We start from the raw sequence: 16166 nt of genomic DNA on the forward strand, positions 1-16166 counted from the left end.
AGTTACACAAAAAAGGTGAGCTCTTCTGCAGAGCTCACCTTTTATTTATCTACTCAGCGACTAGTCTAAAGGGTCTTTAACAACTCTTCGACAGCACGTTCTAACTGTGGATCCACGTTTTTGGCTTTATAAGCCGGTGGATTAAATACCTCAATGTCTGGCTGAGCTGGGGTAAAATCCATATTGGCATCGGATTCTTTAACCCACCAGCCTCTAAATGGCATTCTGATAATTGAGCCATCAACAAGGCGTTCAGCCCCTGTACTGATGACGGCCCCAAATGTGGGGCGACCCACCAACTTGCCAATACCTAACGATTTATAGGCATGCGAGAAGATTTCAGCATTTGAATAGCTGTTTTCGTTACTCATGGCAATAGATGGCTTAGTCCAGGCCGATAGCGGTAAACGCTCAGAGTAGGGGTACTTGTCTCTGAATTCTTTCTGGTCTTTGTCCAGGTTGTCTGTAGCACCGCGAGGAATCGTGTAAGCATGCTGTTCAACGTTTAACACTGCCATCAAATAGTCAGTTGTCCAGCCTCCACCGTTATAACGTACGTCAATGACAATACCGTCTTTGCCGTAACCCGCAGCCATCAGTTCCCGCTCAAAACGCTCAAAGCTGGTCCAGTTCATACCGCGAATATGCAAGTAACCCAAGCGTCCGTTTGAATACTTTTCGGTCATTGCTCTGCGCGTTTCGACCCAGTTGTCGTATTTTTCGTTACTTAAACGCGTTGTTGGCCACAACACCACTTCGGTGTTCTCATTGGCACGCTTTATGTCAAGCAATACCCGTTGATTTGCGTATCCATTCAGTAACTCATAGAAGTTGGCGTCTTCGACCGACTGTTGATTGACCTGTGTAATCACATCACCGACTCGTAGACGGCTGTCGTCGCGGGCGGCAGGGCTTTTGTTAAGAACTGAGGTAACCTTCAGCCCTTCATCGGTTGGTACAACCTCAATACCGACCAAGCCGGTTTGAGTCTTTTGGGTTTCTTTTTGGTTTTCACCGCGGTATAAGCCCATATGACTGGCATTGACCTGACCCAACATCAAGTTGAAGATATACTGAAAATCTTCTTTGGTTGACGCTTTTAATGCTAAAGGACGGTATTTGTCTTTTAGCTCCTGCCAGTCATTGTTATGAAATTCAGGATCGTAAAATCCGGCATTAAGTGCTTGCCAGGCTTCATCAAAGATCTGCTCACGCTCGGCCATATGCTCGATGTTTTGTTGCGATACGGTCGATAAGATTTCAGGCTCGTCTTTTTTTGTGTCTATTTTGACTAACTGCCCTTTACCGGTTAACGCAAACAAGTGCTTGCCGTCGCTGCTCAGTGATAAGCTACGTGGTCTTTTGTTACCCTCAATGACCTGCTTTTTGTCCTCACCGTTCCACTTAATTTTGAACAGGTCTTGGTCCATTTTAAAGTTCTGACGACCAGCACCACCAATGGTGTAATAAACATGCTCGCCTTCCTTATCGAATGCTAAGCCAGATTCATTACCGGCAAAGCGCGTGACTTGAACCAGGCGTTCATAGATGCGCTCTAAGTCAATTTGCATCGGCTCGACTGCTTTCACAGAAGCTTCCGAGTCGTCTTCATCTTTTTTGGCATCAGCCGTTTCTTCTACAAATTCATCGCGCTTCCACTCTTCTTTAGAGCGCTGCCAGTCGCCTTCTGTTAACCAGGCAAACCAAATGTCGTAGTCGCCGTTATTACGCATGGACGTAAAGCCGAGCTTGCTGCCATCGGGTGACCAAACCGGGCTGTAATCGCCTTTCGGGTGCATACTGACATTAACGGGCTTTTGCGAGTTATCTGCAGCATGAATAAAGATTTCACTATTAAAGGATAAATCAGATTTAGCATAAGCTAGCCAGTTACTGTCTGGCGACCAACTCACGCCACTGGGTGTTGCCCAGCCGTCTAACAAGGTAACAGTGTTGGTTAGTGAATTGCCTTCGGTAACGTCAGCAACAATTAACTTACCGCGCCCTTCACGATAGACCACTTTGTTGCCATCAGGAGAAACCAGGGGTTCGCGTTCTTGCGCGTCGGTGCGTGTGACGGGTGTTATGGAATGCTTGAGCGACTTAAACACGTTCGGCTCGTCAGAGTCCGCCGATGTCACCGCAAAGATATCGTTTTGGCCGTCTCGATCAGACACAAACAGCAGAGTGTTGTCATCAAGCCAGGTAACATCTCTGTCTCGTGCTGCGCCTGTTGTGAGCCTGACTGACCGTTTATCGTCTTTATCGTTGCGCTTGACAAATAAATCGCCACGTACGACATAAGAAATTAACTTACCGTTAGGGGACACACTGTATTCGTCAAGTGAGTCCGTGGTTGACTTTTTCGTGACAGGGTCAAAACGAAAATCCGTAGGAATCGATAGGTCGAGCGATTTGCTTTGGTCACCAGTAATAAGCTGAACTTTATCGGCAGCTTGATAAACAAGATGGTTTGCTCGCTTATCAATACTAAAGTGCTCAACACCAAACTCACGTTCATCGGTAACTTGTGTTGCTCGTTTCGATCCTAGCTGCTGCTTGAATACATTGTATTTACCTGCACGAGCAGAGATAAAATATAACTCGTTATTGCTCGACCATTGAGGCATAAAGTCATTACCATCAAAGTCGGTTAACTGTTCGTACTCGTCAGTTTCAGTATCATAAACCCAGATATTACGGTTGGCCGGGCCACGGTAATCTTCACGCGATACTCTGGCGGTACTGCGCACAAAGGCAATCTTTGTGCCGTCCGGAGAAACCACGGCATCAAAGCCCAGGGCATCCATATAGCGAGACTCTGTTGCGTTACCCGTTGGTGCCACACTGTACACTTCCCACTCTCGTTCAACTTCAGCGTACAAACGGCGAGTGTTAAAGAGTACTTGGTTGTCGTTATTAAAGCCTAACACTTGGTCCGAGGCGCTATGATAGGTCAAACGATCGGGGCGGCCGCCCTTGCTTGGCATAATAAACACGTCATCATTACCAAACCGGTCGCTGCTAAAAGCGATGGATTTACCGTCTTTTGACCATTTAGGTGAGCTTTCATAGCCTTCGTGGATGGTTAAACGGTTTGGATTGGTGCCCGATGTCGACATTGTCCAAATGTCACCTTGGTAACTAAAGGCGATTTGAGTCCCGTCAGGACTGATTTCGGGCTGCATGATTAAGGGTCGCTCTGACATAGCTTCAGATGCAGATACGCCAAATGCTGCAGAAACAAGTAGGCTTGTGACCAAACGCTTCATAGTAAGTTGCCTGTTTTAGTTAGTATTATTAGTTGTGTTCTGATGTTAGCAAATATATTGGGGTGAGGTGTTGAGGTTGAGTGTATTACTCGGCAAGTCGCGCATTTAGCGCGACAATTAGAATACTAAAGGGGGGAGATCCGGATTATAAGTTCAGAGCGTAAACAATGAATTCTGCTTAACCAAAAGAATCATTAAAACGGGGATTATTCTACTTGGATTTGTACAGGTTTGTGACAAAATAACCATGTAGTCAATAAGGATAAAGCATATGTTACTAACTCACAGAAAGGCTCAAGCCTACCTGGAAGCTTTCAGTCGTGGTGAACTCTCTGCAAATGACGCACCAGATTGGATGTCGCCACTATTTACATCGCAAAAACCATCGACGGACATTTATGGTATTGCGGATAGTAGCATCGACTCGATTCGTAATATTGTTCGCTTCGGGCGTGAGGGGTTAACATTTCAAGAGCAGATTAATCGCATTGAGGCGGATGCCGAACAATTAGCTACGGCAGTAGAAGAAATGTCGTCTTCAGCAACACAGGTTGCTTCCTATGCTGAGCAAGTTTTGTCTGCTGCACAGCAATCGGCCAGCGATGCAGATGACGGACTCAAAAAGCTGAAAACACTGGTGAAACACATGAGTGATGTGGAGACATCAATTGCACAGGTGACTGAGCACACTCGCACTTTTGTAAATCAGACCGAGCGGATCACGCATTTAACCCAGACGGTTAATGACATCGCCGATCAAACTAACCTCTTAGCGCTCAATGCCGCTATTGAGGCGGCCCGTGCAGGTGAGGCCGGTCGTGGTTTTTCTGTCGTCGCTGACGCAGTACGGGAGCTTGCCAACCGCAGTTCCGAGGCCGCCACTGAAATTGATACCATTGTCAATGACGTCGTAAATGGAGCCCGCGAGATTGAATCAGTGATTGAAAGGAGTAACGATGCTTTAACCGAGTCTCGTGAGGATCGCCTTCAAGTTTGCGATATTCTAGAGCGTGCGCGTGATTCAGCCGAACAGAACCTCTCTGCTACTACAGAGGTTTCCACAGCAACTCGGGAGCAATCGAGTGTTGCCACTGATATGTCACAGCGCCTGCAGCATGTGTCTGACTCAGTTAAAACTGCGAGCTCGTCTTTTAATGATATAGCTAAAGTGATGCGCCACTTGCGCGAAAACCAGCTGGAAGAACTTCAACTTCTCCCGAGCGACGAACCTCAAATGTTACTGCGACTCGCTAAATCAGACCATATTGTCTGGGTTGATAAAGTCGTTCGCTATGCGATGTTCGGTCAAACGTCACTCAGTGAAGGAGAGCTGAAAGATCACACTCAATGCCGCCTCGGTAAGTTTCTTGATTCGGATCGCGGACAGTCGTTGTTGGCGAATAAGCCGAGTTTTCCTGAGCTTTATAGCAATATACACCCTAAGGTGCATCAATTGGGGCGTGAAATCTTTGCTAAAGCTAAAAGTGGCGCTAGCCACGATGAATTAGAGCCGATGGTAGAAGAGCTTATTGCGACGTCCGATCGGGTCGTTGGTTTATTAGACGAATTTATTTCAGATTAACCAATCGGTGGTTTGAATGTTAATTTGATGAAATGCGATGGACAGGTTGGTGAGATAATTTTTCGAATAGAAAAACGCTTACTCTAGTAACGCATCAATCAACCAGGCCGATAGTTGGTTGCGACCACTCAAACCAGACTTAGCATAGACTGATGATGCCTGCTGGCGGACGGTCTTTTCCTTGGTGCTACGAACTTCGGCTATTTCGTTAAAGCTCAACCCTTTGATTAATAACACTGCAACCTCTTGCTCACTGGGAGACAGCTTCCATTGTTTGAACCAGGACTGTACGGCGGTATAAGAATCTGGCGATTTATCACGTTCTTTTTCCGACTCATGGTTCGCTGTGCTTTCCTTTTCACGCTGCTGGTGTCTCGATAGCGCAACTTTTACCTGCTTCAGTTCTTGATTGCGCAGCAATACCCGCTTCCACAGCACAATAAATGCCGTAATCGAAATGACCACAGTAATTCCCTCAATGGCCAAATGCCAAGTTGCCACTTGCATATGGTAATCGGCTACCACGTCAGAGACGTTAGCAAACGCAATTAATAAAAATATCACCATTAACAGTCGGTCAATTGTCATAAATTCCTCATAAATTAGTGCGCTTAGGGCATCCGCCCGATGCATCGACGCCTTAAAAACCTTAATGTTAATAATGATATTAACCGATGGAGGCTTTGATGTCTTTGCTCCGCGCTACCTCTGGTAAATTATTTTTCAGCCTATTGGCAAGTACATTTTTTTTGCTAAGCCCTTTGGCTAAGGGCGATAACCTATCGCAGCAAACATTGCTGGAATCCGTTGTTGAACGGCTCAAAACAGATGGTCTTCTTATCGATACCGATTTTAGCCAGCGCCAATGGTTGTCTGCGACGCCACGGTTATCCCTCATGCATTGGCAGACTAACGATGATGCTATTGGCTCAAACGAAACAGAGCTGGTATTAGAGCTGGAATTTTTATCCCCCGCGCAGCGCAAATTAATTAACAACTCTGAAAAACTCGTTGAACGCTACCAACAGCTTCAACAACGTCAGCTAGAATTAACCGCCAGCGGCGTCATACGAGAGCTTTTCTGGCAAGCTAAGCGCCTGCAGGCTGAACTCGCTTATGCTGAAAAAGTTACCACTCAATTACATCAGCTTCAGCGCCAGACTCAGTCGTTAGTGGAAGCCGGTGAACGTCCAGCTTATGCCGGTATTATAGTGAAGCAACAACACCAACGTGCGCTTAGCCAAGTTGCAGAAAAGCAAATAGCCTTGCAGCAGCTCGAGCGCGTATGGCAGCAACTGACCGGCGTTAATAACGTGCCACAGTCGCTACAGGAATCTGTTCGTCCACACGCCTCAAAGGCAGCGCATCCAGCATTACAAACCCTTCAGTTGCAATGGCAATTGGCGCTAAATGCTACGCAACAGACCGTTGCTGTGGAAAAAAGCTGGGGCATTAACGCGGGCTATAAATACATTGACGCGCCCAGCCAAAGTGAAAATCAATGGGGACTAGGCTTTAGTCTTCCGCTCGATTTTTCACAGTCACTGAATGCTAGTGAACTTGTTGCGTTGCAACAGCAACAAAGCGAGCTTAACCAGTCACTCCGGCAGACTCAAATCCGCCTTGAACTCAACATAGCTAACGCGCAAAGCCAGTTAGAGCAGTTGAAGCAAAAACATCAAACTGACCGCCAAAACGCCGAGTTAAGCGACAACGCCATCGAGCAGCTCGACAACCTATATCAACAAGGTCAAATTGACACTCGCTTGTATATCGAGAGATTACTCGAGCAGTTGTCCTATCAGCAAGCGGCGCAGCTAAGCCAGATAGAGCTACAACTGGCAAATGCCTTATTAAACCAAGCACAGGGAATGACTTTATGAAACGCTGTAACCTATCTCGTCTCGCCGCTACTCTTAGTCCCATAGTTAGTGTCATAGCACTTGCTCTGTCAGGGCTTGCGACAACAACGACTGTGTTAGCGGCGCAATCAATTTCTGTCGAGCAGGTAAGTAACTACGATTTACGCCCGCAAGCGGCAGTGAAAGCAGATAACGTAGCTTTTGCACCGGTCACGGGAAGTTACCAGACGACCCCAGGCAGTGTTTTAACTTTGCCCAACCCGTTTGAAAACGCGGCAGTAGACTATCAAGTTGTTGATGGGCAGGCGGTGGAATCCGGTACCCTTATTGCGCAACTACATGGTCCCTCGGTAGAACACTTTTTTCACCGTGTTGAAACACTACAAGAGCAGTACGATGTTGCCGCTAAGCAGTATCAGAGCAAAAAGAAGTTATACCAAAACAATGCCATTGCCGCCGATGAGTGGCAGCAGTTTCTAACGCAATACATTAGCCTGAATGACACCCTGCATGAAATTAACGTTGTCCTGCGGCGGGTAAAACAAACCGCTGCGCAGTCTGCACAATTGATCGCAACAGAGCCAGGAGTGTGGCGAACCAGCAGTAATGGGCAACAGCTGGGTACGCTAACCGCTCATGCGCGTTTAGCCATCGTTGCCGAGGTACCGATAGAACAGGCAAAACGTATCTCGAGTCTAAACATTAACGGTCAAAAGCTGCGGGTAAGCCAACGCGAACAAACGGTGCGTAATGGCTTTGTACGAATTTGGAGCGAGCCACCAGAAAATATCAACTGGACCATCGGTCAACGCGTTAACGTTGTACCCCAGGCAACAATTGAAAATGCCTATCTTTTGCCGGCCAGTGCTATTGCCACACTGCAGGATAAACCCGTTATCTTTAGCATAGAAAATGCGACAATTAACGCTGAGCCTATCGAACTATTAAGCTTAAGCGGCGAGCATTACTTTGTACGATCAACGACACCTCTGAACATCATCGCAACGCATTCTGTCGCAGCACTTAAGGTTATAGCAGAAGACGAGGGGGCGCAGTAATGGTTAGCCGCATACTGAGCTTTTCGCTAAAAAATCGTCTGTTTGTTTTTATTACTTTTCTGCTGTTAATAGCGACCGGTATCCAGTCGCTTCGCCAACTACCGGTGGATGCTTTTCCAGAGATTTCACCGACTCAGGTTAACGTCATCTTACGCGCCCCCGGTATGGCTGCCGAACGGGTAGAAAACCAGGTAACTCACCCGTTAGAAACCGAATTATTGGGTATACCAAATCAAACCATTCTGCGGTCAACCACCAAGTACGGTATTACCTCGATAACCCTCGACTTTGAAGAAGACACCGATATTTATTGGGCGCGCCAACAAGTTGCGGAAAAACTCGCTGCCGTCAGTAAAGACCTGCCGGGCGGTATTCAAGGCGGTATGGCACCGATGAGCACGCCATTAAGCGAAATGTTCATGTTCACGGTAGAAAACCCCGGCATGAACCTGGAGCAAAAGCGTCACCTGCTAGATTGGGTGATTCGACCGACATTACGCACGGTTGAAGGGGTAGCAGATGTCACTAATTTAGGCGGGAAAGTCAGAACCTTTCAGTTTACACCGTCGGCGTCAAAATTAAGTGATGCTGGCATTTCGCTACAAGCTATTAAGAATGCTTTGGCTGATGCCAACCAAGTCGGTAATTTAGGTCGCATCACCCAAGGTACCGAAACGTTTAGCGCACGGGTTACCGGACGTATTGTCGCGCTTGACGATCTGGCGGCCATTAGTGTGACGAACCAATACCAGCAAGTGTATCGACTAGACCAACTGGGTGATGTTGCGCTTAGTTATCTACCGCGCTTTGGCGCGATTACCAAGGATGGAGAAGAAGCTGTCGAAGGCCTGATAGTCGGCTTAAAAGGGGCTAATGCCGCGGCGGTGGTTGAAGCGGTTGAGCAAAAACTGGCACAAATAAAGCCTAGCCTGCCAAAAGACACTGACATAAACGTGTTCTATAACCGTAAAGGCCTTATTGAAACTGCCATAGCTGGAATCTCTGATGCTCTGATGCAGTCCATCGTGTTAGTTATAGCGGTACTGGTTTTCTTTTTACGTAATGTTCGTGCGTCTATTTTGGTCTCGTTATCGATCCCGGTGGCGGCTCTGATCACCTTTATTTGCCTGCAATTACTCGGCTTATCGGCGAACTTGATGAGTTTAGGTGGGTTAGTTATTGCTATCGGTATGATCGTCGACTCGTCGGTAGTGATCACCGAAAAAATCGAGACCGAGTTAAACTCACAAAAAAAATTGCCCTTGTTGCACAAAATTTACCGCGCCAGCCTCTCCGTGGCCCCGTCTGTGGTTAGCGGCACTGTGATCATTATTTTGGTGTTTTTACCTCTACTCACTCTGACTGGCCTGGAAGGTAAGTTATTTTCACCGGTCGCTTTGACCATTGTTATCGCAATCACTGCCGCCTTAGTGACTTCGCTGACGCTAATCCCTGCTCTAGGTTCGCTGCTAATGCGACCCAAAGCTCGCCGTAATAAATCGCTTGAGCTTATGCAGGCGCGCTATCAACGTATATTATCCGGCGCAATTAAACGCCGAAGTGCCACGCTAATGGGGTTTGCCGCAGTGCTCGCCTTAAGTGTAATCAGCTTTATCATGGTCGGAAAAATCTTTATGCCTACCATGGATGAAGGCGACATTATCGTGCAACTGGAAAAGTCACCGACCATTTCTTTACAGGAGTCGATAGAGCTGGATACACAGGTTGAGCGTGAACTACTTGCTAAGATCCCGGAGATAAAGCAAATCGTTGCCCGAACTGGCTCAGATGAACTCGGTTTAGACCCCATGGGTTTAAACGAAACCGATGTGTTCATGGAGCTTAACCCTAAAGACAGCTGGCGTTTTGATAGCAAACAAGAATTGATTGATGCCATTCGAGAAGTGGTTTCAGGCTATCCCGGCATGAACGTTAACGTTACCCAACCCATTCAAATGCGTATTTCTGAGATGCTAACCGGCAGTAGTGGCGACGTCTCTATTAAAGTGTTTGGTGATGACATGAACACCCTTGCCAAGGTCACCGGAAGGGTGGTTGAACAAGCCAGGCAAGTGCAAGGGGCGGTCGACGTTCAGGCAAGCGTTATTACTGGCGCACGCTTTTTAAGTATTGTCCCCAATATGCAGCAACTGCGCTTTTATGGCGTTACGAAACAAAACCTTAGTGAATTTATTCTTTCACAACTCAGCGGCTTTCCGGTCAGCGAAGCGGTGGATGGACGTATCCGCACACCAATTGTGATGGGCTCGCAAAAACCTGCGGGTAATTATCACTCGGTCAGCAACATCGAGTCCTTGCCAATTGTCACCGACAACGGCGAAACGGTTGCACTGCAGCAACTTGCTGACATCACTTTCGAGCATGGCCCAGCCATTATCGAGCGCGAAAACTCTAACCGTTACGCGTTAATCACCAGCAATGTTGAAAACCGCGATGTCGTTGGTTTTGTTAACGAGCTACAGCAACGTGTCAGCGCCAATGTAAACCTTGACCCCGGCTATTTCATTGAGTACGGCGGTGAGTTCGAAAATCAGGCGCGGGCTAGTGCCAATTTGCTAATGGTTATTCCTGTTGCTTTGCTGTTAATTGTTATCTTACTGTTTAGCTCGATGGGATCGGTTGGCCTGACAACGATTGTGCTGACGAATATTCCGTTTGCCCTGAGTGGCGGGGCAATTTCGCTCTGGCTAAGCGGTGAGTACATGTCTGTTCCGGCATCGGTCGGTTTTATTGCTTTGATGGGCGTTGCCATACTTAACGGTATCGTCATGGTAAGCCACTTCGAGCAGACTCGAGTTCATTTCTCCGACTTTAAAACCTTAGTCATTGAAGGAGCTAAAGACCGTCTGCGGCCGGTCTTAATTACAGCCATTACCGCTATTTTTGGCCTGATTCCGCTGTTAATGTCCAGTGGTCCCGGCTCAGAAGTGCAAAAGCCTCTGGCGGTTGTGGTTATAGGTGGGCTGATAACGGCAACGCTGGCCACCCTGCTGTTGCTGCCTATTTTATACTTACTCGTAAACAGGAAAGCTCGTGATGTCCAATAAGTTGTTAAAACTCTATTTTAGCCGCGAACAAAAAGCCGATTTGGTCGACTGCCTGATTCAACTCGACTATTTAAGCGGCTTTAGCCTTTATGACATTGACGGTTTTAGTCGCAATCACGAACGTTTTGATATCGGCGAGCAAATTCGTGGCGCACGCCGGATGATGATGGCTGAAGTAATTTGTGCTGCTGATGATGTAACCCGTATTCGTGAGGCTTTATCGCAGCTAAACTTCAAAGAGCCAGTCCGCTACGTGATGCAGTCAGTAGAGGATGTTGGACATAGTGATTATATCTAACCTATTTCGTTGGAACAGGGGGGGGATCTCTCCCCTGATGTTTCTGCGATGCTTTTCAAATTAAGGGTAAGTTATCGCGCGATTTATGTTGGGCTTGTTAAGCCGCTACTAAAACTCATGAGTATCTTATTTACCCCAAATGTCCTGTCTTAACCCAAATTATGGTTTCTCTATCAACAAAGGGATGGTGCACGCTCATGTGTGCTAAATGATGCACCTGGCTTATACTCAACGATGCTGGTCGCACGACCGCGCTCAGCCTCTTCACGCTCCAATAATTTACGACGCACACCAGAAGCCGGGCTGTCGACCCACTCCTGTTTCGCCGTTTCAATAATGACTCGTTTAGCAAAATCTAAATTTAACATTACCTAAGTCTTACATCCGTCAAAAACCGTATTACACTTACGTAAATTAACACCTTAATAGTTCACGCTGAACGAAAGACAAAAGGAAAACAGCAGAATGGCTGAAAAAATGATTGTTGCATGTCCTTCATGCCACAAGAAAAACCGAATTGTGGTCGATAAAAGAAACGAGAACGCTGTTTGCGGTCATTGTCGGTCATTACTTTTTAGCGGGAAAATTATTGTCATAAATAGTGATGAATTTCGAGCTCATCAGAGTGCTGATATGCCTCTCATTGTAGACTTTTGGGCGAGTTGGTGTGGGCCTTGCCAGCAGTATGGTCCTCATTTCGAACAGGCGGCTACAAATATGCGATATGACGCTCAATTTTTAAAGATAAGTACGGAAAAAGAGCCCCATTTAGCGCAACAATATGCTGTGCGAAGTATTCCGACAACTCTGTTTGTTAAAAATGGTCAGGAAGTGGCTCGACAAGCTGGTGTCATGTCGGCGTCACAGATTCAGCAGTGGGTAGCTCGGTATTAATACGCTCAATTATCCTCTGGTACGGGGTTTGCTCACCTGAGCACCTGGCTTCTCCGGAAACTTATGTTTAAAACAACTGCGTAATACCCAGCAAAATAGCGTAGCGGCCAGCTTTACTAATGAAAACCAGAATCAAAAATTGCCAGAAGGTTAATCGCAGCATACCGGCTATAAACGTAAGAGGATCGCCAATGAAGGGAGCCCAGGCCATCAGCAGCGACCACTTACCAAAGCGTTCAAACCAGCGATGACCACGGGCAAGAGATTTTGGTTTGAACGGGAACCAGCGGCGATCCTGATACCGTACCAAAAAACGACCCAGAACATAGTTGACCACTGACCCCAGCGTATTACCGATTGAGGCTAGCCACCAGATTATCCAGACATCGTAATCCATGCGCTGGGCTGCCACGACCACAAACTCAGACTGAGCTGGCAGTATTGTGGCGGCCAGAAACGCTGTCAGAAATATACTTAAGTACATAAAACCCTATTACGCGGCACAGCTTATAACGGATGTCATCAGCGTACTGGAAATAATGTGTTAATAATTGGATTTCACCTATTATTGGCTATAGAAATTTAAAATCTACCGTAAACTGATGTACTTAGTCGGTTCGTTTACTGAAGGTAATGATTATGGTTATTGATCTGCTATTACTGCTTTTAGGTGTGGTGCTGTTAACTTTCGGTGGTGAAGCGCTCATTCGTGGTTCGTTGGCTGCGGCCAAGCGCTTTGGCATTTCGCCGTTGCTCAGCGGTCTGGTCATTGTTGGCTTTGGTACCTCCTCTCCGGAATTGGTGGTTTCTATTGACGCAGCTATGACTGGTCAGCCTGATATCGCCATTGGTAACGTGGTCGGCAGCAATATCGGTAATATTCTCCTTATTTTGGGTGTTTGTGCGGTCATTATGCCAATGGCCGTTCAGCCTTTGGCGCTGCGCCGCGACGCCGTTACTGTGGTCGGTGCATCGGTACTATTTCTGGTACTAGTAGGCGGCAGTGCTCTCGGACGCACCGATGCCTTTGTCCTTCTGATTGCTTTGGTCGCATATTTGATCTGGGCTTACCGAACTGAGCGCCTGCATGCTGGACCATCTGCTGACATGCATAAAGCAGAAGCTGAGGAGTTAACCGCAGTTCCGAAAACCTCGCTGTGGATAGTTATGGCCGTAATGATTGGGCTGGTTTTTCTAATCGGTGGCTCGCGTGTGATGCTTTCAGGTGCTATTGGACTGGCGGAATCCTTTGGCGTTTCCGAAGCGGTTATTGGTTTAACGCTGGTTGCTGTTGGTACATCCTTGCCGGAGCTCGCTGTGTCGGTAGTGGCTGCGCTTCGTCGTCATGCTGACGTCGCTGTGGGTAATATTCTTGGCAGTAATATATTCAACCTGCTCGGTATTTTAGGCATCTCCGCGCTACTTCAGCCACTTCCGGTGCCCGAGCGTATTTTGCAGTTCGATCAATGGATGATGCTGGGTACAGCCCTTGTTCTATTACTGTTTCTGTACACCGGTCGTCGCCTCAGCCGAATTGAAGGCGGCGTATTGTTAGCCGGTTATGTGGCTTATGTGGGGTTAAGTTTTACTGCATTTGCGTGATTTTTGACTACACTAAATAATGAACACTCATCAATAAAGCAGAGAGGTACCTCAATGGCATTTGAAAAATGTCCAAAGTGTGAAGATCAGGTACTGGATAATAACTATAGCTGTCCTGCCTGTGGTTATGTGAAGAGTGAAAAATCGGAGCAAGAGAACCAACCGGGCGAAAACAGCGCGATTACGTCTGAGAACACATCGAAAAGTTTGCAGATACAAGGTGTGTTATCGCTCGTTATTCTTATCGTGGGTGTGCTTTGGTTCTTTTTAACCTCAGAAGAATCTCAACAAAGTAACGAAATCAATGTGATACCTCTGGTTATGTTTATCGGCGGTCTTATCTGGTACATCGTGACGCGCTTTCGAATCTGGCGTTCGCACTCTTCTTAAATGGACTTACGTAAAAGCACAAAAGCCCAACAACACCGTTGCTGGGCTTACGAGTAGTTTGTTCATCAGTCTTTTATACGCATCAACCGACGAATACCTCTTTACGCACTCAGTGCTTTAAAAATCATAGGTGGCAGAAAGGCGAATGTCACGACCGGCTTCATAAGGCCCCACCACGGTTGGGAACACTTCGCTGTAGTCGCCGACACTTGAATGGTTTATGTATTGCTCGTCCAGAAGGTTAGTTACCGCTAAATTCACCGAAAAGTTGTTAGTAATATCCCACGCGCTATAGAGATCAACAACGGTATAACTTGGCTTGTTCAAAGTATACAGCGAGTCGGTCCAGCCATTCTCCAGCGCCTGATGCAGGGTCTTAATATGAATGTTATCTACTCGAGTCACATTAAAGCCAAAGCTCAGGTCGTTTGTAACAAAGTAGTCTGCACCCAAAACAATAGTGTTACCACGGCTGTTACCCAAACCATTAAACTCATAGGCGTTCAAGTCGATTGAATTATAACTCTCAGTGTACAAGCCGTCGCGCGGAGAAAGTTCAGAGTCTGCGCTGGAGAAGCCGAAGTACATGTCCAGAGAGTTCCAACGATACGCAAGGTTAAATTCAACGCCTGTCGACTCAACGTCACCAATGTTGTTGTAGACAGAGTTCCCTGCAAAACCACTGAAAATGACGTCATATATGGTTGACTGATAAACACTGAATTTTGCGCTTAGGTTATTTGCACTGTATTCAATGGAGGTTTCAATGTTCTCAACCGTTTCCGGTACGACGTCACCGGCGACAACGGGAATATCGTTTCCGTCGTAAAGGTATTCGTCCAGAGTAAAACCATCGCCGATTTCTTTACCTCTGGCGGCCTCGGCGTAACTTAATCCAAACTTCCATGCCTGCGACAACTGATACGACAAACCGGCGTTAAAACTGAGTTCACTGTCATCGAGGCTCGCCGGCGTATCTGTTACAGGCTCGCCAGAATACTCATCGAGCAGAATTTGTTGCTGAAACTCATAGTCGTCATAGCGTACGCCGTAGCTAAACAAAAGATCGGCTGTAATATGACTATGTGCTTGCGCGTAAACGCCTAATACACTGCTTTCTTCTGAGTTTTCTTTCGGGCCGGCAGCAGGGCCACTTTCTACCTCATCACTGCGATAATCGACGCCATAAGTAAAGCTGTGGTTGAGAGTTTCGCTGGTATTGCGAATATCAAAACCCTGAGTGTCAATTTCAGCTAACCAATCAAAACGGCCACCCCGAAACGATGAGCTTGTTTGGTAAGCTGTGGCTTTAAGGTACACCGCATCACTGTGGTCAAACCGGTAATTGGCCACATAGGTGTCACGTTTAGCCGCGCTTGGATAAAGCGCCGAACCTTTGGGTACAACCCAGTTCGGGCGAGCAGAGAATTCACCTTCTTCATCGCGCTGCTCAAAACTGAATGACACATAATGATTGTTGGCAATGTCACCACTTGCTTTTAAAAAGGTGAGGTTCTGGTCTGCAGCTGTACCGTATATTTTATTATCGTCACCGTCTTCCATGGTGTTACGGTCAACGGTACTGAAATAGCCTAAAAGACCAAATGAGTCATTAAGCTTCCCGTATAACGTGCCGCTGTAACGCGTACCATCATTAGAGAAGTAGTTTGCTTTTAAACGACCGCCAAACTGCTCGTCATTGTGCAGTAAGTCCTGAGCATCTTTTGTCTTGAAGCGTATTGAGCCGCCAATAGCTCCTGGGCCACTGGTCGCCTCACCAGCGCCGGCCTGTACGTCTATTTGTTTGAGTAAATCCGGGTCCAGGGTTACGCGACCAATATGGTGAAACAGGGTGGAAGTTTGCTGCGCACCATCTACCGTCACATTAAGGTATGCATCTTCAAGGCCGCGAATATAAATCTTTTGGGCTACACCAACAGAACCACCTACGCTTACCGAGGGAGATTCCCGGAAAATGTCAGCAAGGTCATTCGCCTGAAACTGCTCTATGTCGTCTGCAGTTACACTAAAGTTTGTGGCGGCGCCAACGACAGAAATTCGCTCTATTTGTTTCTCTTCTTCACCGCCATTTTCAACATCCGCTGCCTGCGCGAACAGGGCCGGGTTAAATAGCGAAAAC

At 47.0% G+C, this 16166-nt stretch carries 13 protein-coding genes; 8 read left to right on the plus strand and 5 right to left on the minus strand.

Features of this window, described 5'->3' with window-relative positions; all coding sequences use genetic code 11:
• Positions 1 to 65 precede the first annotated feature (65 nt).
• Entirely contained in the window at positions 66 to 3272 is a 3207-nt protein-coding gene (locus Q5L94_RS08620; RefSeq protein WP_317498036.1) for a S41 family peptidase, read from the minus strand.
• A gap of 271 nt (positions 3273 to 3543) precedes the next feature.
• Between Q5L94_RS08620 and Q5L94_RS08625 the strand changes: the two genes are divergently transcribed.
• Positions 3544 to 4854 carry a methyl-accepting chemotaxis protein gene (locus tag Q5L94_RS08625; RefSeq protein WP_317498037.1) on the plus strand — a complete coding sequence of 437 codons (1311 nt, stop codon included), beginning with the start codon at positions 3544 to 3546 and terminating at the stop codon, positions 4852 to 4854.
• Positions 4855 to 4932: 78 nt separating this feature from the next.
• On the opposite strand, the gene Q5L94_RS08630 is transcribed toward Q5L94_RS08625, so the two are convergent.
• Complete coding sequence (locus Q5L94_RS08630) at positions 4933 to 5442, minus strand: helix-turn-helix transcriptional regulator (protein ID WP_317498038.1); 510 nt, start codon at positions 5440 to 5442, stop codon at positions 4933 to 4935.
• Positions 5443 to 5540: 98 nt separating this feature from the next.
• Here Q5L94_RS08630 and Q5L94_RS08635 point away from each other — a divergent pair, with 98 nt between their 5' ends.
• From Q5L94_RS08635 to Q5L94_RS08650, 4 genes are read left to right on the plus strand one after another with little or no spacing between them, the layout of a single operon-like run.
• On the plus strand, positions 5541 to 6737 hold the full coding sequence (locus Q5L94_RS08635; RefSeq protein WP_317498039.1) for a TolC family protein: 1197 nt from the start codon (positions 5541 to 5543) through the stop codon (positions 6735 to 6737).
• Positions 6734 to 7774 (plus strand): membrane fusion-like protein, encoded by a 1041-nt coding sequence (locus Q5L94_RS08640; protein WP_317498040.1) that lies wholly within the window; start codon positions 6734 to 6736, stop codon positions 7772 to 7774. The genes Q5L94_RS08635 and Q5L94_RS08640 overlap by 4 nt, the downstream gene beginning before the upstream one ends.
• Complete coding sequence (locus Q5L94_RS08645; RefSeq protein WP_317498041.1) at positions 7774 to 10842, plus strand: CusA/CzcA family heavy metal efflux RND transporter; 3069 nt, start codon at positions 7774 to 7776, stop codon at positions 10840 to 10842. Before Q5L94_RS08640 ends, Q5L94_RS08645 begins: the two co-directional genes overlap by 1 nt.
• Positions 10832 to 11140 (plus strand): DUF3240 family protein, encoded by a 309-nt coding sequence (locus Q5L94_RS08650; RefSeq protein WP_011233327.1) that lies wholly within the window; start codon positions 10832 to 10834, stop codon positions 11138 to 11140. The genes Q5L94_RS08645 and Q5L94_RS08650 overlap by 11 nt, the downstream gene beginning before the upstream one ends.
• Positions 11141 to 11313: 173 nt before the next feature.
• Here the strand turns inward: Q5L94_RS08650 and Q5L94_RS08655 are convergent, their stop codons facing one another.
• Positions 11314 to 11508 (minus strand): cupin domain-containing protein, encoded by a 195-nt coding sequence (locus Q5L94_RS08655; RefSeq protein WP_317498042.1) that lies wholly within the window; start codon positions 11506 to 11508, stop codon positions 11314 to 11316.
• Positions 11509 to 11605: 97 nt separating this feature from the next.
• On the opposite strand from Q5L94_RS08655, the gene trxC reads away from it, so the two are divergent.
• The gene (gene trxC / locus Q5L94_RS08660) at positions 11606 to 12034 is read left to right on the plus strand and encodes a thioredoxin TrxC (RefSeq protein WP_011233329.1); all 429 of its coding nucleotides are present in this window, start codon (positions 11606 to 11608) and stop codon (positions 12032 to 12034) included.
• Positions 12035 to 12101: 67 nt separating this feature from the next.
• Here trxC and Q5L94_RS08665 read toward each other — a convergent pair whose 3' ends face one another.
• Positions 12102 to 12518, minus strand: coding sequence for a YqaA family protein (locus Q5L94_RS08665; RefSeq protein ID WP_011233330.1), 417 nt, complete (start codon positions 12516 to 12518; stop codon positions 12102 to 12104).
• Between the two features lie 155 nt (positions 12519 to 12673).
• Here Q5L94_RS08665 and Q5L94_RS08670 point away from each other — a divergent pair, with 155 nt between their 5' ends.
• Together Q5L94_RS08670 and Q5L94_RS08675 are read left to right on the plus strand one after the other, a co-directional pair.
• Positions 12674 to 13636: a calcium/sodium antiporter gene (locus tag Q5L94_RS08670; RefSeq protein WP_317498043.1), complete on the plus strand. Its 963-nt coding sequence runs from the start codon at positions 12674 to 12676 to the stop codon at positions 13634 to 13636.
• Between the two features lie 54 nt (positions 13637 to 13690).
• Complete coding sequence (locus Q5L94_RS08675; protein WP_317498044.1) at positions 13691 to 14026, plus strand: zinc ribbon domain-containing protein; 336 nt, start codon at positions 13691 to 13693, stop codon at positions 14024 to 14026.
• 117 nt (positions 14027 to 14143) lie between these two features.
• Here Q5L94_RS08675 and Q5L94_RS08680 read toward each other — a convergent pair whose 3' ends face one another.
• On the minus strand, positions 14144 to 16144 hold the full coding sequence (locus Q5L94_RS08680; RefSeq protein WP_411161937.1) for a TonB-dependent receptor: 2001 nt from the start codon (positions 16142 to 16144) through the stop codon (positions 14144 to 14146).
• Positions 16145 to 16166 lie beyond the last annotated feature (22 nt).

This window comes from Idiomarina sp. Sol25, from assembly GCF_033052775.1.
GTDB lineage: Bacteria > Pseudomonadota > Gammaproteobacteria > Enterobacterales > Alteromonadaceae > Idiomarina.